Below are 22,893 nucleotides of genomic sequence, written 5' to 3' on the forward strand. Positions count from 1 at the left end.
ATAGCTGTTTTTGAAACAGATTTATTAGATGAATTTTGAGAGTCAGGAATCTTTTAAGAAAAATTTTTTTGGGAGAATTCATGTCCCTGATTTTAGAAAAAATTCTTAATATCCATAAACCGAACAGTTGACAAAAAGTTGGCTGTTTTTCTTGTAAAATCATGTCAGAAGCTCAGCTATTTCCCTAAAAATATGATAAAATAATAAAGATACTGAGTTTTATGCAAAGACGGGTTCATGACCTATCACGAGTCAGTCTTTGTAGAAAACAGAGTATCAAAATCAATCATTAGGAGTTTTTCATGTCTAAACAAGTTTTTGAAACAGTTTTTGCTGGCAAGAAATTGGTCGTAGAAGTCGGCCAAGTGGCAAAACAAGCAAATGGCGCTACAATTGTGCGCTACGGTGATTCAACCGTCCTTACAGCAGCGGTTATGTCTAAGAAGATGTCAACAGGTGATTTCTTCCCCCTTCAAGTTAACTATGAAGAGAAGATGTATGCGGCTGGTAAATTCCCAGGTGGCTTCATGAAACGTGAAGGTCGTCCATCGACAGATGCAACCTTGACTGCCCGCCTCATCGACCGCCCAATCCGTCCAATGTTTGCTGAAGGTTTTCGCAACGAAGTGCAAGTTATCAACACTGTTCTTTCTTATGATGAAAATGCTAGCGCTCCTATGGCAGCAATGTTTGGTAGCTCATTGGCGCTTTCTATCTCAGATATTCCTTTCAACGGCCCAATCGCAGGGGTGCAAGTGGCCTATATTGATGGTCAATTCATCATCAACCCAGATGCTGCCCAGAAAGAAGCTTCGCTATTAGAATTGACCGTGGCAGGTACCAAAGAAGCCATCAACATGGTTGAGTCTGGTGCAAAAGAATTGTCAGAAGACATCATGTTGGAAGCTTTGCTTAAAGGACATGAAGCTGTCCGTGAATTGATTGCCTTCCAAGAAGAGATTGTTGCAGCTGTCGGTAAAGAAAAAGCTGAAGTGGAATTGCTTCAAGTAGATGTCGACCTTCAAGCTGAAATCGTCGCTAAATACAATGTTGATCTTCAAAAAGCCGTTCAAGTGGAAGAGAAGAAAGCGCGTGAAGCAGCGACTGAAGAAGTTAAGGAAGCTGTTAAGGCTGAATATACAGAGCGCTATGCAGAAGATGAAAACTTCGACACTATCATGCGTGATGTAGCCGAAATCCTTGAACAAATGGAGCACGCTGAAGTGCGTCGCCTGATTACTGAAGATAAAGTTCGTCCTGACGGTCGTAAGGTAGATGAAATCCGCCCTCTTGATGCTGAAATTGACTTCTTGCCACAAGTACACGGCTCAGGTCTCTTTACACGTGGACAAACCCAAGCCCTCTCTGTATTGACCCTTGCTCCAATGGGTGAAACACAAATCATCGATGGTTTGGATCCTGAGTACAAGAAACGCTTCATGCACCACTACAATTTCCCACAATATTCAGTTGGTGAAACAGGACGTTACGGTGCAGCTGGTCGTCGTGAAATCGGACACGGTGCCCTTGGTGAACGTGCTCTTGAGCAAGTTCTTCCAAGTTTGGAAGAATTCCCATACGCTATCCGTTTGGTAGCAGAGGTTCTTGAATCAAATGGTTCTTCATCACAGGCTTCAATCTGTGCAGGTACTCTTGCTCTTATGGCTGGTGGTGTGCCAATCAAGGCTCCAGTAGCAGGTATTGCCATGGGTCTTATCTCAGATGGTACTAACTACACAGTCCTAACTGACATCCAAGGTTTGGAAGACCACTTTGGCGACATGGACTTTAAGGTGGCTGGTACACGTGAAGGTATCACAGCCCTTCAAATGGATATCAAGATTGAAGGGATAACACCGCAAATTCTTGAAGAAGCGTTAGCGCAGGCTAAGAAAGCACGCTTTGAAATCCTTGATTTGATTGAAGCAACTATCCCAGCACCGCGTGCTCAACTTGCTCCAACAGCTCCGAAAATTGACACCATCAAAATTGATGTGGATAAAATCAAGATTGTCATCGGTAAAGGTGGGGAAACTATCGATAAGATTATCGCAGAGACTGGTGTTAAAATTGATATCGACGAAGAAGGAAATGTATCTATTTACTCTTCAGACCAAGCTGCTATCGACCGCACTAAAGAAATCATCACTGAACTTGTCCGCGTAGCCAAAGAAGGCGATGTTTACCACGCTAAAGTTGTTCGTATCGAAAAATTCGGTGCCTTCGTTAACCTCTTTAACTCAACAGATGCCCTTGTTCATATCTCAGAAATTGCTTGGACACGTACAACTAATGTTGAAGATGTTCTCTCTGTTGGGGATGAAGTTGATGTCAAAGTTATCAAGATTGATGACAAAGGCCGTGTCGATGCCTCAATGAAAGCTCTTCTTCCACGTCCGCCAAAATCTGAAAAGCAAGAAGGCGGTCACAAGGAAGGAAAACATCACCATCATAAAGACAAGAAGGGTCCATTCGGAGGGCACCTTCGTGAACCAAAAGAAATGAAATAAAAATGACAACAAAAGAACTAGATATTCGTCTCCGTGCCTTCATCAATGCCCCAGATAATTTTTTGGACAGTATAGCTCTTGTTAATGCTTTGCATAATAACCCAGTCTGGGCTAGTGATCAGCCTTATGCTCTTGAAATAGATGGTCAGCGTGTTACGCCAGTCTTTACGAGCAAGAGTGACCTTGAAATTTTCAAAGTCACTCAACTGAGTGCAAAAAGCCAACGTTGGGTAGAACGCTCAGCTTTGGAGGTGCTAGAAGAAGTGATTGTTAAAGGTTTGACGGGACTTGTTTTCAACCTTAAAAAGACAGGTGATTTTGGGAATTCAACAATTTTCAAAAGCAGCGAGTTTGTTCAATTTTTGAACAGTTACACAGGTATTCTTAATGCTTTGATGGGTGAAAAGAACCTAGCAGCAGACACAATGGATAAATATTATCTAGTCCCTGCTTTTGTTCATCCACGCGAGGACAAGGGGTATGATCGTATGTTCCCAACTATGTCCACACCTGAAGGTCACAGTTATGTCCCAGTCTTTTCAAATCTCCAAAGTTTTGCAAAATGGTATAACCACAAAGATTTTGGTCAACCATTTAGAAATGCCAATGGGACAGTTCTGACTTGGACGGTTATGGATATCTACCAACCAGGTCATGGTGAAAATGATATTGATGAAACCGTAGGTGTTGTTGTCAATCCGTTTGATGACCAACAGATTCTTATTGATTGGTCAGAAGTCGAAGTGGATGACGAATAGAATTAAAGATGTATAATTTCCTAAGGAAGAGTTAGGCTCTTTTCCTTGGCCGAAAGACTTTATCAAAAAGAAACAAGGCCTCAGCTAGTCTAAATCACTGAGACCTTGTTTTTGTAATTGATAAGTTCATTCTTGGTTAATAAGATAGACTTATTGCTGATAAAGAAAAAAGATAACGTAGTATTCATTTATAATTAGATGAATGAGAGGAGAATCTATGGGTTGGTGGAGTGAAAGTATTGATATTGTGAAGGAGTTGGATCCTGCGGCACGTTCGAGCTTAGAGGTTATCCTGACTTATCCAGGATTAAAAGCCTTGGCTGCCCATCGCCTCTCACATTTTCTTTGGAAACATGATTTTAAATTACTGGCGCGGATGCACAGTCAATTATGGCGCTTTTTGACTCAGATTGAGATTCATCCAGGTGCTGAGATTGCCAGCGGTGTCTTTATTGACCATGGTTCTGGTCTAGTCATTGGTGAGACTGCTGTGGTTGAAAAGGGTGTGATGCTCTATCATGGCGTGACATTGGGTGGAACGGGTAAGGATGTTGGTAAAAGACACCCTACTGTCCGTGAAGGAGCTCTAGTTTCAGCTCATGCTCAGGTTATTGGACCTATTGAGATTGGGAAAAATGCCAAGGTTGGTGCTGCAGCGGTTGTCGTTTCGGACGTTCCAGCTGATGTGACTGTTGTTGGTATTCCAGCCAAAGTAGTTCGAGTTCATGGTAAAAAGGATGATTTGGTTATTCATCAAATTGAAGAGGAGCGCGAGTCACATTACTATACAAATAAATTAGAAGAACTTCGTGATAAAAGCCATCACTCTTCAAATTTGTAGAGGTATTAGATGCTCTTAGATGAATTTGAAAATAGCAGAGCGGTTATCGAACCAACGGATGAAGGTATTCGTGGTATCGGTGAGATTTGTGATACCATAATTTTCACTTTCAATGGCGAGATTGTTAATCGTCTTAGCCAAATGGAAAAGGTCTATGAAGGCGGCTATCTGCAAAATCTTAATGGTAAATTGCCTTGGTATATTTATCAAGAAGGGAACTACAAAGTTGCAGTAACGATGGCAATTATTGGTGCTCCCATGGCGGTTGGTCAGCTAGAGGAATTGAAGGCCAAAGGTTTCAAAAACTTTATTATCCTAGGTTCCTGTGGTGTATTGGATAAGTCACTACAAGCGGATAAGATCATCTTACCTTGCTCTGCCTTGCGTGATGAAGGAACTAGCTATCACTATGCAGCTGCTAGCGATGAGATTGCTTATGACCATGCTCTGCTATTAACCATGGAAAAAGCCTTAGATAAGGCAGGAATTGAACATGTTGGCACAAAAACCTGGACCACGGATGCTTTTTACCGAGATACCCCGGAAAAGGTTAGGCGACGACTGGCAGCAGGAGCTCAAGTGGTAGAAATGGAGGCGTCGGCCATCATGGCGTGGGCGCAGTTTAGACAGGCCAATGTCTATCAGTTCTTCTATACAGCAGACTATGTTGACCACCACAATCAGGAGTGGGACACCCGTTTGGAGTTCAGAACCACGGATGTTATGACTTTCTTTAAGGTAGCGCTGGCTATAGCCAAGGAGCTTTAAAATGAAGAATTTCTTTAAAAATAACAAGTATTTCGCCCTCTATTTGGTAGGAACTCTAGCCTATGTTTCATCCCAGTTTCGCTATGGAAATGGCAGAGCTGCTATAACGGTTTTACTATTTGCTATTGTGCTATTTTTCTACCTTTATTGGATAAATCGCAGATAAGTATTCGACTGAATACAGAAAAGGAGTTCAAAATGGCAATATATTTTTATGGTTGTGTGACCATGGATGGTTATTTGGCAGATAGTCAGCATAGGATTGACTGGTTACACCAAGTAGGGTCTGTTGAGGATACTGGCTATGACGATTTCTACAAGAAAATGAATGTCACCATTATGGGCAAGCGGACCTTTGAAGAAATCCAAAATTTGCCAGATGTGGAAAAATTCTATCAAGCTACTGAAAATTATGTTTTTACACATGAAAAAGAACTAAAGGTGAAAAATTACCAAGCTGTGGAAGAAAATGTCCTTGATTTTATTTCTAAGATTGATAAGGATAAAAATGTCTTTGTCATCGGAGGAAATTCATTGATTGCTCCCCTTTTAGATGCGGATCTATTTGACCATTTGATTATTCAGATAGCTCCAGTAATTCTGGGAAAGGGTATTCCACTTTTTACGCAAAGTGAATTTCGACGGTTTTACCATCTTGACCAAGTCAGACAGTTTGGTCAATTTGCAGAGCTGGTTTTCAGCAGAAAAGTACCATTAGATTTGCCTATTTCTTAACCACAAGTCTCTGAATATCTTTGTCAGCTTACAAGGATGTTCGGAGATTTTTTATTTGATGGTCTTTTAACATCAAAATGATAGATGTCAGCTTCGCCTTGCAGTACTTCAGTACTGCCTTGGTCTCGCTTCCTCATATGATTTTATTTGATAATAAAAATGGCATCAAAATTAGAATTTTGAAAACAAATGACAAGTTTTGATAAGTTCGGGAAATATATTGACAGCGCTTTCTTTTGGTGTTATTATAATAGTGTAGAACGAAAGAACATGTGAATTAGAGATTAGCTAAATGTTTTTAAGATATTTAGCAGCTGATAATTGGAGTAGGGTTTCTTTACTTAAGTACTGAAAACCAGACTCCTAAATGAAAGTTTCTGCATGATTTTAGTTGTCATGACAGAAATGATTTAATTGTGTTATAAAAAGAGGAATGTCTCTTGAGAATGTGAGTTTCTCAACAGTCATTTCTATAAAAGAAAGATCATTCATAACGGTTTATAGGATTTTTATTTTAGAAATCGCAAACCTTATGAGTGGTTTTTATTTTTGTCGGAGGCACTTAATGGAAAAAAAACGGAAAATAGGTATCACTGATACAGTTCTAAGAGACGCCCATCAATCTCTGATGGCCACTCGGTTAACTTTTGAAGATATGGAAGCTATCATTCCTACCTTAGACAAGGTTGGTTATGCTTCTTTAGAGTGCTGGGGCGGGGCAACATTTGACGCGTGTGTTCGCTTTTTAAATGAAGATCCATGGGAACGCTTGCGTAAAATAAAAGAATTAGCTCCGAACACACCTCTTCAAATGCTTCTTAGGGGTCAAAATTTGCTGGGTTATCGTCATTATGCGGACGATATAGTTGAAAAATTTGTAGAACTTTCCGCTAAGAATGGTGTTGATATCTTCAGAATTTTTGATGCTCTCAACGATTTGCGAAACCTTGAAACAATTGTTCAGGCAGTTAAAAAAACAGGTAAAGAAGCACAGTTGACCATCTGTTATACCATCAGTGATGTCCACACTCTCGATTACTATATCCACTTGGCCAAAGAAATGGCTAAGATGGGAGCAGATACGCTATGTATTAAAGATATGGCCGGCATTTTAACTCCTGGAAAAGGGGCAGAGCTGGTCAGAGCACTCAAAACAGTCATTGACATACCAATTATCGTTCATACACATTGTACTAGTGGTATTGCGGACATGACCTATCAAGCGGTGATTGAAGCTGGCGCAGACAGAATTGACACAGCCATCTCACCATTTAGTGAAGGGACAAGTCAACCAGCTACAGAATCTATGGCTATCGTTTTAGAAGAATTAGGTTATGATACAGGACTTGACATGGTTCTTCTAGAAGAAGTGGCAGACTATTTCAGACCGATTAAAGATCGCTATCTGGAAAATGGAACTTTGGATCCCAAAATGCTGACACCTGATCCTCGCTCACTACTTTACCAAGTACCCGGTGGCATGTTATCAAATATGTATTCTCAATTGAAACAAGCCAATGCAACTAGTAAGTATGAAGAAGTTTTAAAAGAGGTACCAAAAGTTCGAGCTGACCTAGGTTTCCCACCACTTGTAACACCTCTTAGTCAGATGGTTGGTACTCAAGCAACTATGAATGTTATTGCTGGACAACGCTATAAGATTGTTCCTAGTGAAATAAAATCCTATCTTAAGGGACAATACGGTCATTCACCTGTTGACATTGACCCAGAATTTAGACGCAGTATTATCGGTGACGAAAAAGTGATTACAGAACGACCAGCTGATTTTATTGCACCTGAATTTGAAAAATTGAAGAAAGAATTAACAGGTTTAGCTAAGACAGATGAGGATGTCCTTACTTATGCTCTCTTCCCTCAAGTCGCACTAGACTTCTTGAAGGCTAAGTATGCAGAACCAGTCCCAGAAGATGAGATTGTAAGAATTAGAGGATATTTTTAAGGAGTAAGATATGCAACTTTCTTTATTTGATGTGTTAATCATCACGCTGGTCTCAATGGGTGTGGTCTTTGTCATCTTACTCGGTATCATGTTTTTGATGATGCTGACTTCCAAGATTGTCGGTATTTTGGAAAAAGCCCAGCCTCAAAAAGAGGTTGGCCAGATGTCAGAAAAGACCCAAGAAACTGTTAAACTTAGTGGACAAGACCTCTTTATGCAAGACCCATCCGCTAAGGTGGCTGTTCTAACAGCTCTAGCCCATGCCAGTCAATCAGAAAATAAAAATTATAAAATCGAAAGCGTTGAAAAAGTGAGGTAATCAGATGAAAACTTATGAAGTTGAAGTAAATGGCGAAGTTTATATTGTTAAATTACGTGAAGTGGACGCAGGAAGTGTTCCAACTCAAGCATCTGCTCCTCAAGTTGCTGCACCAGCACCAGCACCAGTACAGACAGCTGGTACTGAGGTTACAGCACCCATGTCTGGGAAAATTCTCAACGTTGCTAAGCAAGTAGGAGACAGTGTTAAAAAAGGTGAAGATCTTTTCATCCTAGAAGCTATGAAGATGGAAACTGCCATTCAAGCACCAGCGGATGGAAAAGTTCAAGCAATTAACGTATCAGCCAATCAAACTGTAGAAACTGACGATGTTTTGATGATTATCTAGGAAGGGGTAGCTAATGGAAAACCTTCAACAATTAGTGGAAACTTCAGGATTCTATAATCTTACTTATCAAAATGTCATCATGATTATCATAGCCTGTGTTTTCCTTTATCTAGGAATCAAGAAAGAGTATGAACCTTATCTTATGATTCCCATTGCCTTTGGAATGTTGCTGGTCAATCTTCCTTTGGCTGGCTTAATGGATGCTCCTAAAGACGGTGCATCTGGTGGACTACTTTATTATCTCTATCAAGGAACAAATCTGGGGATATATCCGCCATTAATTTTCCTCTGTCTGGGAGCCTCAACCGACTTTGAACCACTCTTGGCCAATCCTAAGACCATACTTTTGGGTGGTGCAGCTCAATTTGGTATCTTCATTGCCTTCTTCCTCTCAGTTGTTTTAGGCATGAGCCCGGGTGAAGCAGCATCAGTCGGTATTATAGGTGGAGCAGATGGACCAACGGCCCTCTTTTTGACCAGTAAATTGGCACCGCATCTTTTGCCAGCCATTGCCCTAGCTGCCTATTCTTATATGGCTTTGATTCCTATTATTCAACCGCCTATTATCCGTCTTTTGACAACTGAAAAAGAACGTAAGGTTGTCATGAAAGTTGGTCGTAAAGTCAGCCCTGCTGAAAAGATTATCTTCCCTATCGTGGTTGCTATCTTTGTTAGCCTCTTGGTTCCAAGTGCAGCGACTTTGATTGGTTGCTTGATGTTGGGGAATTTAATTAAGGAATCAAAAATTGTTCCCAACTTGACTACTGTTCTCCAAAATGCTCTCATGTATGGAGTTACTATCTTCTTAGGTTTGACTGTAGGAGCAAAAGCTACTGGAGAGCTCTTCTTATCAGTGACTACTCTTAAGATTATTTTACTCGGTCTCATCGCCTTTGCGGCTGGGACAGCAGCCGGTGTTCTCATGGGTAAACTGATGTATCGCCTAACTGGTGGTAAGGTTAATCCAATGATTGGTGCAGCTGGTGTTTCGGCGGTGCCAATGGCTGCGCGTGTTGTTCAAAAAGAAGGACAGCGTGAAGATCCAAGTAACTTCCTTCTCATGCATGCCATGGGACCAAATGTAGCCGGTGTTATTGGCTCTGCCATTGCGGCCGGTGTCTTACTCGCCTTCTTCTCTTAATCTAGTATAGAAGCAACTCGGTTCTTTAGAATCAATTTATATTGATTTCCAGAATCAGAATTAGCCTCCGCTGGTTGGTGGAGGCTTTTCTTTATGGTATAATAAGGGATAATTGATATTGGCAAGAGAGAGTATAAACTATGACAATTAAAATTTACGATACCATGACCAGAAGTTTGCGTGATTTTGTACCCATTAATGAAAATACCGTTAATATGTACGTCTGCGGACCAACGGTTTATAACTATATTCATATTGGGAATGCCCGCAGTGTTGTGGCCTTTGATACCATCCGTCGCTACTTTGAGTACCGTGGTTACAAGGTGAACTACATTTCAAATTTCACTGACGTTGATGACAAGATTATCAATGGTGCGCGTGAAGCAGGCATGGATACCAAGGCTTTTTCTGACAAGTTCATCGCAGCATTCATGGAAGATGTGCAAAAACTAGGTGTCAAACCAGCAACAAAACACCCACGTGTTATTGACTATATGGATCAAATCATCGATTTCGTCCAAGTTTTAGTAGACAAAGGCTTCGCTTATGAAGCAGATGGTGATGTCTATTTCCGTGTCGCTAAATCCGAAAACTATGCTAAGTTAGCTAACAAAACGCTAGCTGATTTAGAAATTGGTGCCAGCGGCCGTGTGGATGATCAAGGTGACATCAAGGAAAACCCTCTTGATTTTGCCCTTTGGAAATCAGCCAAGGCTGGTGAAGTCTCTTGGGACAGTCCGTGGGGTCCAGGTCGCCCAGGTTGGCATATTGAGTGTTCAGTTATGGCTACTGAAATCTTAGGTGATACCATTGATATTCACGGTGGCGGTGCTGACCTTGAATTCCCTCACCACACCAATGAAATTGCTCAATCAGAAGCTAAAACAGGTCATACCTTTGCCAACTACTGGATGCACAATGGCTTTGTTAATGTAGACAATGAAAAAATGTCCAAATCACTTGGTAACTTCGTGACGGTTCACGACATGTTACAAACGGTAGATGGTCAAGTTCTGCGCTTCTTCCTTGCTACTCAGCAATACCGTAAACCTGTTAATTTTACAGAAAAAGCGGTGCATGATGCGGAAGTTAACCTCAAATACCTTAAAAATACTTATACCTTGCCAGTGACTGGCCAAGCTGACGCAGCCCGATTAGCTCAGTTTGTAGCGGACTTTGAAGCAGCTATGGATGATGATTTTAATAGCGCAAATGGGATTACGGTTATCTTTGATATGGCCAAATGGATTAATTCGGGTAATTACGACGCGACTGTCAAAGAAACTTTTGCTAAACTCCTTTCAGTCTTCGGCATCGTCTTCCAAGAAGAAGTTTTGGATGCGGATATTGAAGCCTTGATTGAAGAACGTCAAACGGCTCGTGCTAACCGCGATTTTGCTAAAGCTGATGCTATCCGTGACCAATTGGCTGCGCAAGGTATCAAACTTCTTGATACTAAGGATGGTGTGAGGTGGACACGTGACTAAGGCTGTTGACGTCAATCTGATTAATGGGATTGCTCTCGCTTTTGAAGGGGATGCGGTTTATTCCATGTATATTCGCAAACACCTTATTTTTCAGGGGCTGACCAAACCCAATCAACTGCACCGCCAAGCGACACAATACGTGTCTGCCAAGGCTCAGGCTATGCTGATTCAAAAAATGTTAGAAGCTCAGCTATTGACCGAAAAAGAAGAAGACATGTACCGACGCGGGCGCAATACCAACAGTCACACTAAGGCTAAAAATGCGGACGTGGTGACTTACCGCATGTCAACTGGTTTCGAGGCTGTCATGGGCTATCTGCACATGACCGACCAAATCCAACGTTTGGAAGAGCTGATTGACTGGTGCATTCAGACAGTTGAGGAACATCAAAAATAAAAGAGGGAGTGGGACAGAACTCGATAAGCTTAAAGAGAGTTCGTAGTCCCACCCCCGCAAGGCCTAGTAGGATAATTCGAGCTTTGAAAAAGCGAAGTACTGTCCACTAGGCTACTGCGTCTTGGTCATATTTCGAACTTTATTACAGAGGCTTGGACTTTTTGCCCAGCCTCTTTCGTGTTATAATAAACTTATGAAAAAACAAAAGCAATTTAAAGAAGAAACAGAAAATACCGATATCGTCTATGGCGTCCACGCTGTAACAGAGAGCCTACAAGCCAATACCGGAAACAAACTTTACATTCAGGATGACCTTCGCGGAAAGAATGTTGATAAGATCAAAGCTTTGGCGGCTGACAAGAAGGTTTCGATTTCTTGGACCCCTAAAAAGACCCTTTCAGACATGACCAATGGTGCAGTTCATCAGGGCTTTGTCTTGCGAGTGTCCGAATTCGCCTATGCTGAACTAGATTTTATTTTGAAAAAAGCAGAGCAGGAAGATAATCCTCTTATCCTTATCTTGGACGGCCTGACTGATCCACATAACTTCGGTTCTATCTTGCGAACAGCTGACGCGACCAAGGTTTGTGGCGTCATTATTCCTAAACACCGTGCTGTTGGTGTAACTCCGGTTGTTGCCAAAACCTCAACAGGTGCAGTAGAGCATGTGCCAATCGCGCGCGTGACTAATCTCAGTCAAACTTTGGACAAGCTCAAGGAACAAGGTTTCTGGATTTTTGGGACAGATATGAATGGGACACCGTCTCATAAATGGAATACAGCAGGAAAGCTTGCCCTTATTATTGGTAACGAAGGCAAGGGCATTTCACAAAACATCAAGAAACAAGTGGATGAAATGATTACCATTCCTATGGATGGACATGTGCAGAGTCTCAATGCCAGCGTGGCAGCTGCAGTCCTTATGTACGAAGTTTTCCGCAACAAGCTCTAAACCTTTCTGTGCTGTCAACAAGGAGAATGAAAATGAAAAAGAAAATCATGCTAGTTGACGGCTATAACATGATTGCCTTCTGGCAGGAAACCCGTCAACTCTTTAAAGCCAATCGCTTGGATGAAGCACGCGAACTACTCCTGAGAAAGTTACATAACTACGCTAATTTTGAAAACATCAATATCATCTGTGTCTTTGATGCCCAATACGTGCCTGGTGTGCGCCAGCGCTATGACCACTACAAAGTGCAGGTTATCTTTACAGAAGAAGATGAAACTGCTGACGCTTATATTGAACGCACAGCTGCTGAACTCAATACGGCCATCAACCTTGTCGAAGTTGCTACCAGCGACCTAAACGAACAGTGGACCATTTTTTCACAGGGAGCTCTTCGGGTACCTGCTCGTGAGCTGGAACAAAGGGTTAATACTGTTAAAGCAGACCTAGATAAGATGTCGAAGAAGATTGACTTAAGTAAACCGCCACTTCGTCCGTGGGATGATGATCAACTCTCACAATTAAAAAATCTTCTAAATGATTTATAATTTAATGAAAAAATTCGCTAGGTGCGGATTTTTTTGTTATAATGAATCAAATACTTTGATAGTCAAATTACTTTTAACTATCAAAGTAAATCAAGGACGATGGAGAGAGAAGGATGACATTTAAGATTATAACAGATTCAACAGCGGATTTAGATGAAAACTGGGCCAAAGAAAATGATGTAGAACTTCTGGGCTTAACAATCACATTGGATGGAAAAACTTATGAAACAGTTGGTGAGAACCGCTTAACCAGTGATGTCCTTTTGGACAGCATGCAAAATGGCAGTAAACCGACTACTAGCCAAATCAATGTTGGACAATTTGAAGAAGTCTTTCGTGCTCATGCTCAAGAGGGACATGAAGTTCTTTATCTTGCTTTCTCTTCAGTACTATCTGGGACTTACCAAAGTTCGATTATGGCGCGTGATATGGTATTAGAAGATTATCCAGAGGCCAAGATTGTTATTATTGACACGTTAGCAGCAGCTGGTGGTGAGGGCTACCTCTCGATTTTAGCAGCTGAAGCTAGAAATCAGGGTAAAACTTTAGAAGAAACTCAGTCTATGATTGAAGGTATTCTTCCTCGTTTGCGTACCTACTTTTTGGTTAACGATCTCTACCACCTTATGCGTGGTGGTCGTCTGTCAAAAGGCTCTGCTATTATCGGTAGCTTAGTCAATATCAAGCCCCTCTTGTGGCTTGATGCTTCTGGGAAATTGGTGCCCTTGGCCAAAGTTCGTGGCCGCAAAAAGGGGATGAAAGAGATGGTGGCTCAGGCGACGCAAGACCTATCGCACAGCACAGCTATTGTTGCCTATGCCAACGATGCAGAGGCAGCTCAAAGTCTCAAGGAAGATTTGCTGGCGCGGGACGGCATTGACAACGTTTTGATTATGCCATTGGGCCCAGTTATTTCGACTCACGTAGGACCAGAGACCTTAGCTGTCTTTACTATTGGAGAAAATCCAAGATAGGTCATTTTGTAAAGAAGTCACTTAGGAAGCTTGATGATAATTGAGCTTCTTTTTTATATCTTACATGGAGGTTGCTGTTTGTATTTCCTTACGTTTTCCGAAAATAGGAAAACAAAAGCGTAGATAACATTGTTTATCCGAACAAATGAAATATATTTTCGAAAAAGGTTCAATTATTAAGGCTTTTTGGTTATAATGAGGATAGTCGCTTTATGAAGTGATTTCAAGTCTCTTTGATATCACAAAAATGAAAAAGATTGGAGTTTTTTATGAAAGTACATTTTCCTGTTTCGCTGACTAAGCGTCTCACAAAAAGTGCTCTAGTCCTCATGCTTATGCTGTCTAGCGGTCTCTCCCTACCGACTAGTTATGCTGACAACCTTACTGTTCCAAGCTATGCTTTGCAAGAGGCGAGTCTGTCTGAAGTAGTAGTCGAAGGCTATATTACAGGTGCTTTAAATTCTGCTGGCTCTGCCTATGACAATAATGCTAAAACTAATTTAGCTCTCGGGACAAGTCCGGATGCTCAAGCTTCAGAAACCATCCCTCTCCAATTGCCAACTGGTGCTGTGCGTGACAATTTTAACATTGTTGATCACCCAGAACTCATTGGTCAATATGTCCGAGTAACAGGTAGCAGCCAGCGCTATATGGGACGTACAGGCGTCAAATCTGTTACAGATATTTCGCTTCTGGAGGATGAAGTTCCAGAATCAAGTCTACCAGATTCATCACAAGAAACTGGTAATACTGAAACTGCTCCGCTTAAAGAATCGACTCCTATTTCCCAAGTTCGCACAAGCTCACTTGGACAGGTTTATACCATTTCTGGAAAAATCATCAGTCTCGTTAACGGTTGGGGAGGTAATGGCTTCTACCTTCAAGATGATTCAGGCGCTGGGCTCTACATCTATCCAAAAACAAGCCTGGGTTATAAAATTGGAGATTCTGTCCAGCTTACAGGTAGCCTTGGAACCTACAATAATGAACTGCAACTAACAGAGATTACTGAACACCAAAAACTGACAAGTGATTTTACAACGCCAGTCACAGAAACAACAATTTCAGACCTTGCTACTGCGCCTGCTGCTACCTTGGTTAAAATCAAGAATGTAGTGGTTGGTGACATTTCAAGTGATAACTACGATAATTCTACTTTTACTGTCACAGATGCTTCTGGAAATAGCACAGCTGTTAAACTTGACAGTCGTACAGGCCTTAAAACGGCAGATCTTCTAGAAATTATCAGTAAGGGAGACACTATTAATCTTACTGGTATTCTAGGACAAAGTTCCGGACAAGCTCAAATCCGACCATTTGCGGCTAGTCATTTTGAAGTTGTTGAAAAAGGACCAGAAGATACAAGTACTGCAGCAGAAGTTACTGTTGGTGAGATTCAAGGAGAAAGCCATGATTCTCCATATGACAATCGTAAGGTAAAAGTCAAAGAGGTTGTGGTGACCTCAATCACAGCAAACAATAATTTCTATGTCCAAGACATCAATCCTGATGATAACCCTGCAACATCAGATGGTATCAATGTCTACACAGGAAAACTCAATACAAGTGTTGCTGTCGGTGACGTCCTTGAGTTGGAAGGCTCTGTTACTGAATATCTGGGTCGCGGATATGATGACCGCAAGGAAACAGATTTAACCATCACACAAATTGTTGCTAGCAAGGTAACAAAGACAGGGACAGCAGAAGTTCCTGCTCCGATTGTCATTGGTAAAGACCGCATGATTCCAGCTGATATCATTGATAACGATTCTTTTGCTGATTTTGATCCAGAAGAAGATGCCATTGATTTTTGGGAATCTTTAGAAGGTATGTTAGTTGCAGTTGATGATGCCAAGGTCTTGGGGCCAATGAAGAACAAGGAAATCTACGTTCTTTCTGGCAATAGTACAACTCCAACCAACAAGGTCGGCGGTGTCAGTCTTCGCCCAGACACTAACAATACTGACATTATTCCAATTCTTTTGAAATCTGGCAGTCGAAACTACAAATCTGGTGATTACTTCACAGGTCGCATCATGGGTCCTGTAACATATAGCTATACTAATTACAAGGTTTATGTAGATGATGAAACCCTACCTCTCTTCAATGATGGCGGAATTGTTCCTGAAGTTTCCAATCTCATCCCAGATGCTGATAAACTTAGCATTGCATCTTACAATATTGAGAACTTCTCAGCAGATACAAGCTCTACAAAACAAGCCAAGGTAGAACGTATCGCCAAATCCTTCGTATCTGACCTCAATTCGCCGGATATCATCGGTTTGATTGAAGTTCAAGATAATAATGGTGCAAAAAATGATGGGACAACAGATGCTAGCTTGAGTGCTAATCGCTTAATTCAAGCCATTGTTGCTCAAGGTGGACCAACTTATACTTATGTTGATATTGCTCCAGAAAACAACCAAGATGGTGGTGCAGAAGGAGCTAACATCCGCGTAGGATTCCTCTATAATTCTGACCGCGTCAGCCTCTCAGACAAGCCGGTTGGAACTGCAACAGATGCTGTTGCTTGGGAAAATGGCGAACTTAACCTTAGTCTTGGACGCATTGATCCAACCAATCCTGCTTGGTCTGGTGTTCGTAAAACACTGGCAGCAGAGTTTGTTTTCCAAGGTGAGAAAGTTGTGGTCATGGCTAACCACCTTAACTCAAAACGTGGTGACACAGGTGCCTATGGTCGCATCCAACCTGTGACTCTAGCCTCGGAAGCTAAACGCCATGAATTGGCTAACTTGATTGCTGACTTTACCCAGACTGGTCTTTCGCAAAATCCAAATGCCAACATCGTTATGCTTGGAGACTTCAATGACTACGAATTTACCAAAACCATTCAGTTGATTGAAACAGGTGGGGTGACTAACCTTGTCAGTCTCCACGATGAAGAAGATCGCTTCTCTTACTATTATAACGGTAACAACCAGTCCCTTGATAACATGCTCATCTCCAACCATCTTTTGGTCAGCTATGAATTTGATATGATTCATGTCAATTCAGCCTTTATGGAGGAACATGGCAGAGCTTCTGACCATGATCCCCTCCTTGTCCAACTTAGCCTGAAAAAAGCACAACCAGAAACACCAGAAGAACCAGAGTCAGGAAAAAGCAAGAAAGAACAAAAGCAGGCTCAAAAAGAAGAAAAGAAAGCTCAAAAACAAAAAGAGAAAGAACAAAAAAATCTCGAAAAAGAGCAGAAAAAAGAACAAAAGAACTTAGAGAAAGAGCAAAAGAGAGCTAAAAATAGATATGTCAAGAAATAAAGCCCCTGAGCTTGTGGGTCGAGCAGTATTGTCCAGTAACACGCTTTGAGTCGTTTTGATTTCATAAAACCTAACGTTGGTAACTAATGCTTTAGACTGTAATTCAGCAATAGCTATTGATTGTCGTCCACGACATCTCTAAGCAGTACACTTTTCAGCTACTAACTCAGCCACCCTAATTTCAAGATTGCACTGCTTCATTTTTTAAACTTCTTTATAGCTCAAGTTATCAAGCCGTAGATATCTACTCTGAAAAAATAGAAGTAGCAAGATAACGACAAGCAAGTTAAATAAAATGATAGCAAACTGTCAAATCAACTAAACGATTTTTGCCATTGTTTCTCTCTTGTTTTTGGATACAAAAAAGCACTTAGATTTTTTCTAGGTGCTTAGTCATTTAGCTAATTTCTTAGCCTCGTTGTAAAATTTCGTAAATAATTGGCGATTAGTTTCGATTTCATAATCGGGTAATAATTCCATTTCTTCTAGAACATTCTCATTTAAATAATCGAATAAGGTTTCGTTTTCAGTAATAAGCTTATTTCCATTATCTCCGGTTAGCCAATCGCCGAGATCAAAAGAGAAGTCCCAAACGCTGATTTCTCCATCAAGAACATCTGAAAACATATTTAATATTTCATTAGTTGCAGTCATTGTCTATCACCGTCCGATCTTTCTGGGGAATATTTTTTCCTTTTTCTTGCTGCTTCTTAATGTCATCTAAACAGCATATTTTTCTCTGATTTCGTAAAAATAATAACCTTGTCGTTTGTCCCTGACATCTCTGATTTTCCCGTCTTTAGTTGAATGATGAGTGGTTCAAAATGGTATCGTAATTATGTTAAAAAGTTCCGTTTTTATGCCACGTTCGATTAATATATCTAGCAATGCCGTGATTGTCGAAGAGAATACCGTCTTTTCTAAAGTTAAAGTATGCCTCTACTGCCTGCTTTTTCCGCGTTTTGCTCAATGGCTATTTGGTATCACCATTATAATAATTTACTACTCGGGGTCAGGTTGTAAAAGCTTAAATTCTTCACTGTTATTGTACTTTAAATTAACGAAATTAGCTAATTTTTAGGCATTTTTTCAGACCTTAAAATAGATTTAAAATCGTCATACTAATGGCTAAGAATCTCAAATTAAAAGCAGCGCGTGCTGGAAAAGATTTGTCTCAGCAGGCATTGGCTGATTTGGTGGGAGTATCTAGGCAAACAATTGCTGCTGTGGAAAAGGGAGACTATAATCCGACAATCAATCTTTGTATTGCCATTTGTCGAGCTCTAGATAAGACACTTGACCAACTTTTTTGGGATGAAAACTAGGTTTAAAATGGTGCAAATCAAGCATATTTATAGGAAAACGGTTTACTCTTAAAACCTTTAAAAAGCCTAGACTGCTCTGCTATTTTTTCAAAAAATAATTCAAAAAAATCTGTTCAAATAACTTGCTTTGGTCCTGTTTTTTTGGTATTATGATAGACGGTATTGTTTACCCCATTTGAAAGGCCCCGGAACCTTCCAAATAACTTTTGGTGGGACGGAACACCCGCCACCCGTAAACAAATAATCGAACTATATATAGGAGAACTCATGAACAAAACAACATTTATGGCTAAACCAGGCCAAGTTGAACGTAAATGGTACGTAGTAGACGCTACTGATGTGCCACTTGGACGTCTTTCTGCAGTAGTTGCTAGCGTACTTCGCGGAAAAAACAAACCAACTTTCACACCACACACTGATACAGGTGACTTCGTGATCGTTATCAATGCTGAAAAAGTTAAATTGACTGGTAAAAAAGCAACTGATAAAATCTACTACACTCACTCAATGTATCCAGGTGGTTTGAAACAAATCTCTGCTGGTGAACTTCGTTCTAAAAACGCTGTACGTTTGATCGAAAAATCAGTTAAAGGTATGCTTCCACATAACACTCTTGGACGCGCACAAGGCATGAAATTGAAAGTATTTGTTGGCGCTGAGCACACACACGCTGCACAACAACCAGAAGTACTTGATATCTCAGGACTTATCTAAGAGAAAGGAGCATTTAAATAATGGCACAAGCACAATATGCAGGTACTGGCCGTCGTAAAAACGCTGTTGCACGCGTTCGTTTGGTTCCAGGTACTGGTAAAATTACTGTTAACAAAAAAGATGTAGAAGAGTACATCCCACACGCTGACCTTCGTTTGGTTATCAACCAACCTTTTGCAGTTACTTCAACTCAAGGTTCATACGACGTTTTCGTTAACGTTGTAGGTGGTGGTTACGCCGGTCAATCAGGAGCTATCCGTCACGGTATCGCTCGCGCACTTCTTCAAGTTGACCCAGATTTCCGCGATTCATTGAAACGCGCTGGTCTTCTTACACGTGACGCACGTATGGTTGAACGTAAAAAACCAGGTCTTAAGAAAGCTCGTAAGGCTTCACAATTCTCAAAACGTTAATATATACCGTTATATCAACGTTTGTGGACATTCAAGATTTTTATCTTGGATGTCTTTTTTTGTCCAAAAATCAAAAGTTAACACCAAAATTAACACCAAATTAACACCATTAGTTTTTGAGACTCCTAAAGGCAGTTACACCAGCTGGTTGTCTGACAGTAGTTTTGGTGTTGATATAGGTCTTAGTAATAGACTGGTCACTATGGGTAAGAGCCTCTGAAATTTCAGCTAATGATAGTCCTGCTTTTTTCGCCAACGTAGCTCCAGTATGTCTGAGTTTATGAGGAGAAGCAGGAGCCAAATCTGGGTGACGTCTTCTGATAGAATTCATTCTGTAGTTTAGATAGTCAATATGAAGGACAACATTGATGTTATTTTTGCGGTCATTGTAGGTGAAAACAAATTGATTATTAGTTTGTCTGATACCAAATTGTTTAAGTTCTGCTTTTTGAAGTTCCTTCCACTTTTTAAGTAAATCCATCAGTTCAATTGGTGCATGGAAAAGGGTCTTCTTTCCACCTTTGGTAGATTTTACAGTACCAAATTGATCCAGTGCATTCTCAATCAAGATTTCATTAGTCTTGAAATTGATGTGTTTCCACTGTAAAGCGTAAGATTCAGACTTCCTATCGGAAAGAAAGAAGGTTGTATAGAAGAGAACATAGTCTTTGAATTCAATCAATCCCTTTTCTAAGTCCTCATCAAAGGCTAATAGCCAGTAGCGGAGCTCATCTTCATCAAGCGATAAATCTTCTTCTCGCTTACTATCTTTAAGCATTTGCTTTTTGGTTGCTTTAATCCGACTGATTGTTTTGTGCAATCTATTGATTGGGATATAGTCTAATTCTTCAGCCCAATCAAAGACTGAATTGATATATCCTCGAATAGCTTTAAAATTCGCAAAGCTATTAGCTTTAGGAGTGAGAAGGTTCAAGACAAGTTGCTTATTATCGTTTAGATAACTGAGGGAATACTTTCCAAGTAGCGGGATAATGTGTAACCTAAACAAGTTTTCCGTCTGAAAAATCGTAGCACGTGTAGGAGGTTTGTTAGTAGATGTTGTTTGCCCTGCTTTATACGGTTCTAACCAAACGTCCTTATAGAAGTCATCAAAAAGGATATCTTCCTTCTTGATTGGTTTTTGATAATGTTTGTTGTGCCGTGCTTTTTCAATATCCACTGATAATTTTAACTCAGCTTCCTTGGCCTCCCTTCTTGTCTTAAAGCGCTTTTGGTAGAGTTTACTAAGTCCAAGTTTAGATTGAACATCGTCAGGAATATAGACACGGAGTTGATAGGTTCCATTTTTTGTTCTCTTAATTGACATTAATTGTAATCCTTTCTATGCTGAAATTTCAAGACGGGTCATCCATTGGTTAACACTTTCTTTATTGAAACGAATTGATTTACCGATTTTAATGTAGGGTAATCCCATGGAAATCCATAGGTCTAGGGTGTTGTTTGAAATACCGAGATAGTCACAAGTTTGTCGTTTATTCAAAAAAGGAGAATCTGCACCAACAGACTCTCTAGCATTTTTGATTTCGGATTTAATAAGTTCTCCAATCATTTGTTGGATTTCTAATGTTTGTTCTTCTGCTAACATAACTTGCATAGCTTGTATGCTCCTTTCTTTTAAAAGCAAAAAAACAAGTCAGTAGCGACTTGTTTTAGGAGATTATGAAAAAGAAAAGTTTTAGGATTGATAGTAGTATAGCTTTATGAACTTAAACAATCCTTAACTACTTCCCAATGACATAAGTAAATTGTTTGGCGGTTTCTGCATCAAATACACGGTATGAAATGACACCCAAACCTAGTGCATTTGATTCTGACACCAAAATAGAGCCATCTGATTTTACTTGTTCGACAAAGACAACGTGTCCGTATGTTGGATCAGAGTTTGCTTGACCAGGCGCAAATGAAATGGCTGAGTGCTCGGTAGGCGTATGTGTGGTTTGATAACCTGCTTTGTTTCTCCAATCGCCACCATTACCCATGTACATATCATAAGAGATACCAAATTCTTTTGCTCGGTTATAGACAAACCATGTACATTGTCCCCAAGGGTAACTCGTTGCAGTGTATCCTGAAGTATCAATCGTCTTAACGAGACTATAGCCATCAGGAACACCACTTGCCGTCACGCCTCCTCCATCACGGGATTGACCAGCAGTGATACCATACCTATGGACAAGAAGATTATGACTATAGGCTTCCCCATCTGACCAATGCTCTACATAGGTTTGACCTTCAATGACTGAAGCAGAACTGGTTGATGTTATACTACTTGCTCCCACAAAAAGAAAAAGCACCGCAAATAAGGGTGCTCAGTTCAGTTTGGTTTCCAGAAGGAACTTGGTATGATTTCTTTTTAGACATTTCGTATTCAGGAAATACAAGATTATCTGTTTATAGAGAAAAGGAACTTATTCCAGCATTTGCGAAAGAAGGAGCGATTATCCCGCTAAATAGTAAGGTAGATCCGTTGGGGGCAGAGTTGCCAGAACTACTTGAGTGGCACTTGTTCCCAGAAAAATCAAATGTATTTCATTTAATAGAAGATAATGAAGATGGTCAAAGAAGCGTAACCTCGTTAGAATATGATTGGATACATGGTAAGGTAAAACTCTCAATTGATGATCCGAAAAATGTAATTCCAAAAAATCGTCAGCACAAACTAATCTTCCATTACACAAATCAAACATCACTACTATTGGAAAATAAAGACCGAAGTGTTGATTTTAATGCTTAAAAATATCACCCTCGCAGAGAAGACTTTACAAAGCGAATTACTTCTTGTCTGCAAATGGCAGAAATAGCCTATGATATCAAGCACAAAGTCATTGCACAAATGAAAGAATGTGTAGAAATTCAAAAATTCTTTAGTGTACTAAATAGATATGACGATACTTTACGTGGAATACTAACCGAAATTATCTATACTAGTCAAATTTAAACTCACCTCCTAGGGCAGCTCCTTCATCACAAAGGAGCTGAATTATAAATTAAAAAATATATCAATACATAAATAAAGTGAGTTAAAACAAAAGAAAAAAATGAAATTCGAAAAATTTTTATTTTATTTATTCTGTAATTCGAAAATGAAAAATATAAAAAGGGTAGCTACTTGAAAACAACCGAAAAAGAAATTGAAAACTTTCAAAAAATATTTCAAATCTGTTGACATGAAACTCTGACTTTGGTATACTAAGTAAGTTGTCAAAAGCCAGACGGTTAAGAGAGTTGAGCAAAAAAAATCTCACAAAGTTCTTGACAGAGCGTTTAGGATTTGATAGAATAATAAAGCTGTCAAACGAGAGCGGTAAAGCATTTGTCAAAACTTTTTTTAAAAAAAGAGTTGACAAACTTGCTAGAGTTTGATAGACTATAGAAGTTGTCTTAAAGAAGACAAAGACCTTTGAGA

Annotated in this window: 24 protein-coding genes; 20 read left to right on the forward strand and 4 right to left on the reverse strand. The window is 40.2% G+C overall.

The window, feature by feature from the left end; genetic code table 11:
- Positions 1-302 precede the first annotated feature (302 nt).
- The 16 genes from pnp (at position 303) to F601_RS0102720 (ending at position 17,014) form a co-directional block, all read left to right on the forward strand.
- Entirely contained in the window at positions 303-2,510 is a 2,208-nt protein-coding gene (gene pnp, locus F601_RS0102640) for a polyribonucleotide nucleotidyltransferase (protein WP_018164120.1), read from the forward strand.
- Between the two features lie 2 nt (positions 2,511-2,512).
- The gene (locus tag F601_RS0102645; RefSeq protein WP_018164121.1) at positions 2,513-3,268 is read left to right on the forward strand and encodes an SseB family protein; all 756 of its coding nucleotides are present in this window, start codon (positions 2,513-2,515) and stop codon (positions 3,266-3,268) included.
- A gap of 217 nt (positions 3,269-3,485) precedes the next feature.
- Positions 3,486-4,109 carry a serine O-acetyltransferase gene (gene cysE, locus F601_RS0102650; protein WP_018164122.1) on the forward strand — a complete coding sequence of 208 codons (624 nt, stop codon included), beginning with the start codon at positions 3,486-3,488 and terminating at the stop codon, positions 4,107-4,109.
- A 9-nt stretch (positions 4,110-4,118) separates the two neighbouring features.
- Positions 4,119-4,877, forward strand: coding sequence for a nucleoside phosphorylase (locus F601_RS0102655; protein ID WP_018164123.1), 759 nt, complete (start codon positions 4,119-4,121; stop codon positions 4,875-4,877).
- 1 nt (position 4,878) lies between these two features.
- Positions 4,879-5,043 carry a hypothetical protein gene (locus tag F601_RS13285; RefSeq protein ID WP_018164124.1) on the forward strand — a complete coding sequence of 55 codons (165 nt, stop codon included), beginning with the start codon at positions 4,879-4,881 and terminating at the stop codon, positions 5,041-5,043.
- A 32-nt stretch (positions 5,044-5,075) separates the two neighbouring features.
- The gene (locus F601_RS0102665; protein ID WP_018164125.1) at positions 5,076-5,612 is read left to right on the forward strand and encodes a dihydrofolate reductase family protein; all 537 of its coding nucleotides are present in this window, start codon (positions 5,076-5,078) and stop codon (positions 5,610-5,612) included.
- 565 nt (positions 5,613-6,177) lie between these two features.
- The gene (locus F601_RS0102675; protein ID WP_018164127.1) at positions 6,178-7,572 is read left to right on the forward strand and encodes an oxaloacetate decarboxylase subunit alpha; all 1,395 of its coding nucleotides are present in this window, start codon (positions 6,178-6,180) and stop codon (positions 7,570-7,572) included.
- Between the two features lie 10 nt (positions 7,573-7,582).
- Positions 7,583-7,891, forward strand: coding sequence for an OadG family protein (locus tag F601_RS0102680; protein ID WP_018164128.1), 309 nt, complete (start codon positions 7,583-7,585; stop codon positions 7,889-7,891).
- Positions 7,892-7,895: 4 nt separating this feature from the next.
- The gene (locus tag F601_RS0102685; RefSeq protein ID WP_018164129.1) at positions 7,896-8,240 is read left to right on the forward strand and encodes a biotin/lipoyl-containing protein; all 345 of its coding nucleotides are present in this window, start codon (positions 7,896-7,898) and stop codon (positions 8,238-8,240) included.
- Positions 8,241-8,253: 13 nt separating this feature from the next.
- Positions 8,254-9,381 (forward strand): sodium ion-translocating decarboxylase subunit beta, encoded by a 1,128-nt coding sequence (locus F601_RS0102690; protein WP_018164130.1) that lies wholly within the window; start codon positions 8,254-8,256, stop codon positions 9,379-9,381.
- A gap of 140 nt (positions 9,382-9,521) precedes the next feature.
- Entirely contained in the window at positions 9,522-10,868 is a 1,347-nt protein-coding gene (gene cysS, locus F601_RS0102695; protein WP_018164131.1) for a cysteine--tRNA ligase, read from the forward strand.
- Entirely contained in the window at positions 10,861-11,265 is a 405-nt protein-coding gene (locus tag F601_RS0102700; RefSeq protein ID WP_018164132.1) for a Mini-ribonuclease 3, read from the forward strand. The genes cysS and F601_RS0102700 overlap by 8 nt, the downstream gene beginning before the upstream one ends.
- Positions 11,266-11,458: 193 nt before the next feature.
- The gene (rlmB, locus tag F601_RS0102705; protein WP_018164133.1) at positions 11,459-12,217 is read left to right on the forward strand and encodes a 23S rRNA (guanosine(2251)-2'-O)-methyltransferase RlmB; all 759 of its coding nucleotides are present in this window, start codon (positions 11,459-11,461) and stop codon (positions 12,215-12,217) included.
- Between the two features lie 32 nt (positions 12,218-12,249).
- Entirely contained in the window at positions 12,250-12,762 is a 513-nt protein-coding gene (locus tag F601_RS0102710) for an NYN domain-containing protein (RefSeq protein WP_018164134.1), read from the forward strand.
- A gap of 113 nt (positions 12,763-12,875) precedes the next feature.
- Positions 12,876-13,736, forward strand: coding sequence for a DegV family protein (locus F601_RS0102715; RefSeq protein WP_018164135.1), 861 nt, complete (start codon positions 12,876-12,878; stop codon positions 13,734-13,736).
- A 269-nt stretch (positions 13,737-14,005) separates the two neighbouring features.
- Positions 14,006-17,014, forward strand: a complete 3,009-nt coding sequence (locus F601_RS0102720; RefSeq protein WP_018164136.1) for a DUF6359 domain-containing protein — start codon at positions 14,006-14,008, stop codon at positions 17,012-17,014.
- A 393-nt stretch (positions 17,015-17,407) separates the two neighbouring features.
- On the opposite strand, the gene F601_RS0102725 is transcribed toward F601_RS0102720, so the two are convergent.
- Entirely contained in the window at positions 17,408-17,668 is a 261-nt protein-coding gene (locus tag F601_RS0102725) for a hypothetical protein (protein WP_018164137.1), read from the reverse strand.
- A 470-nt stretch (positions 17,669-18,138) separates the two neighbouring features.
- Between F601_RS0102725 and F601_RS0102730 the strand changes: the two genes are divergently transcribed.
- From F601_RS0102730 to rpsI, 3 genes are all read left to right on the forward strand, one after another.
- Complete coding sequence (locus F601_RS0102730) at positions 18,139-18,339, forward strand: helix-turn-helix transcriptional regulator (protein ID WP_018164138.1); 201 nt, start codon at positions 18,139-18,141, stop codon at positions 18,337-18,339.
- A 267-nt stretch (positions 18,340-18,606) separates the two neighbouring features.
- A complete protein-coding gene (gene rplM / locus F601_RS0102735; protein WP_008536246.1) occupies positions 18,607-19,053 on the forward strand; it encodes a 50S ribosomal protein L13 in 447 nt (148 codons plus the stop codon).
- Positions 19,054-19,073: 20 nt separating this feature from the next.
- Positions 19,074-19,466, forward strand: coding sequence for a 30S ribosomal protein S9 (gene rpsI / locus F601_RS0102740; protein WP_018164140.1), 393 nt, complete (start codon positions 19,074-19,076; stop codon positions 19,464-19,466).
- 109 nt (positions 19,467-19,575) lie between these two features.
- Here rpsI and F601_RS0102745 read toward each other — a convergent pair whose 3' ends face one another.
- The 3 genes from F601_RS0102745 to F601_RS12220 all read right to left on the reverse strand — a co-directional run bounded on the left by F601_RS0102745 (position 19,576) and on the right by F601_RS12220 (position 21,766).
- Complete coding sequence (locus F601_RS0102745) at positions 19,576-20,793, reverse strand: tyrosine-type recombinase/integrase (protein WP_018164141.1); 1,218 nt, start codon at positions 20,791-20,793, stop codon at positions 19,576-19,578.
- Positions 20,794-20,808: 15 nt separating this feature from the next.
- A complete protein-coding gene (locus F601_RS0102750; RefSeq protein WP_018164142.1) occupies positions 20,809-21,081 on the reverse strand; it encodes a helix-turn-helix domain-containing protein in 273 nt (90 codons plus the stop codon).
- A gap of 127 nt (positions 21,082-21,208) precedes the next feature.
- Positions 21,209-21,766, reverse strand: coding sequence for a CHAP domain-containing protein (locus tag F601_RS12220; protein ID WP_248678557.1), 558 nt, complete (start codon positions 21,764-21,766; stop codon positions 21,209-21,211).
- Here F601_RS12220 and F601_RS0102760 point away from each other — a divergent pair.
- Positions 21,745-22,221 carry a hypothetical protein gene (locus tag F601_RS0102760; protein ID WP_155979145.1) on the forward strand — a complete coding sequence of 159 codons (477 nt, stop codon included), beginning with the start codon at positions 21,745-21,747 and terminating at the stop codon, positions 22,219-22,221. The two genes, F601_RS12220 and F601_RS0102760, sit on opposite strands and share 22 nt — an antisense overlap.
- The last annotated feature ends 672 nt before the right edge of the window (positions 22,222-22,893 follow it).

The organism is Streptococcus henryi DSM 19005 (assembly GCF_000376985.1).
In the GTDB taxonomy this organism is placed as follows: Bacteria; Bacillota; Bacilli; order Lactobacillales; family Streptococcaceae; genus Streptococcus; species Streptococcus henryi.

Coding starts and splice junctions, on each gene's coding strand:
- F601_RS0102760 (WP_155979145.1), top strand. CDS start 21,745: ATGTTATACTACTTGCTCCCACAAAAAGAAAAAGCACCGCAAATAAGG.
- F601_RS13285 (WP_018164124.1), top strand. CDS start 4,879: ATGAAGAATTTCTTTAAAAATAACAAGTATTTCGCCCTCTATTTGGTA.
- rplM (WP_008536246.1), top strand. CDS start 18,607: ATGAACAAAACAACATTTATGGCTAAACCAGGCCAAGTTGAACGTAAA.
- F601_RS0102725 (WP_018164137.1), bottom strand. CDS start 17,668: ATGACTGCAACTAATGAAATATTAAATATGTTTTCAGATGTTCTTGAT.
- cysS (WP_018164131.1), top strand. CDS start 9,522: ATGACAATTAAAATTTACGATACCATGACCAGAAGTTTGCGTGATTTT.
- F601_RS0102645 (WP_018164121.1), top strand. CDS start 2,513: ATGACAACAAAAGAACTAGATATTCGTCTCCGTGCCTTCATCAATGCC.
- rlmB (WP_018164133.1), top strand. CDS start 11,459: ATGAAAAAACAAAAGCAATTTAAAGAAGAAACAGAAAATACCGATATC.
- F601_RS0102715 (WP_018164135.1), top strand. CDS start 12,876: ATGACATTTAAGATTATAACAGATTCAACAGCGGATTTAGATGAAAAC.
- F601_RS0102710 (WP_018164134.1), top strand. CDS start 12,250: ATGAAAAAGAAAATCATGCTAGTTGACGGCTATAACATGATTGCCTTC.
- F601_RS0102730 (WP_018164138.1), top strand. CDS start 18,139: ATGGCTAAGAATCTCAAATTAAAAGCAGCGCGTGCTGGAAAAGATTTG.
- rpsI (WP_018164140.1), top strand. CDS start 19,074: ATGGCACAAGCACAATATGCAGGTACTGGCCGTCGTAAAAACGCTGTT.
- pnp (WP_018164120.1), top strand. CDS start 303: ATGTCTAAACAAGTTTTTGAAACAGTTTTTGCTGGCAAGAAATTGGTC.
- F601_RS0102720 (WP_018164136.1), top strand. CDS start 14,006: ATGAAAGTACATTTTCCTGTTTCGCTGACTAAGCGTCTCACAAAAAGT.
- F601_RS0102655 (WP_018164123.1), top strand. CDS start 4,119: ATGCTCTTAGATGAATTTGAAAATAGCAGAGCGGTTATCGAACCAACG.
- F601_RS0102690 (WP_018164130.1), top strand. CDS start 8,254: ATGGAAAACCTTCAACAATTAGTGGAAACTTCAGGATTCTATAATCTT.
- F601_RS0102665 (WP_018164125.1), top strand. CDS start 5,076: ATGGCAATATATTTTTATGGTTGTGTGACCATGGATGGTTATTTGGCA.
- F601_RS0102745 (WP_018164141.1), bottom strand. CDS start 20,793: ATGTCAATTAAGAGAACAAAAAATGGAACCTATCAACTCCGTGTCTAT.
- F601_RS0102750 (WP_018164142.1), bottom strand. CDS start 21,081: ATGCAAGTTATGTTAGCAGAAGAACAAACATTAGAAATCCAACAAATG.
- F601_RS0102680 (WP_018164128.1), top strand. CDS start 7,583: ATGCAACTTTCTTTATTTGATGTGTTAATCATCACGCTGGTCTCAATG.
- cysE (WP_018164122.1), top strand. CDS start 3,486: ATGGGTTGGTGGAGTGAAAGTATTGATATTGTGAAGGAGTTGGATCCT.
- F601_RS0102675 (WP_018164127.1), top strand. CDS start 6,178: ATGGAAAAAAAACGGAAAATAGGTATCACTGATACAGTTCTAAGAGAC.
- F601_RS0102685 (WP_018164129.1), top strand. CDS start 7,896: ATGAAAACTTATGAAGTTGAAGTAAATGGCGAAGTTTATATTGTTAAA.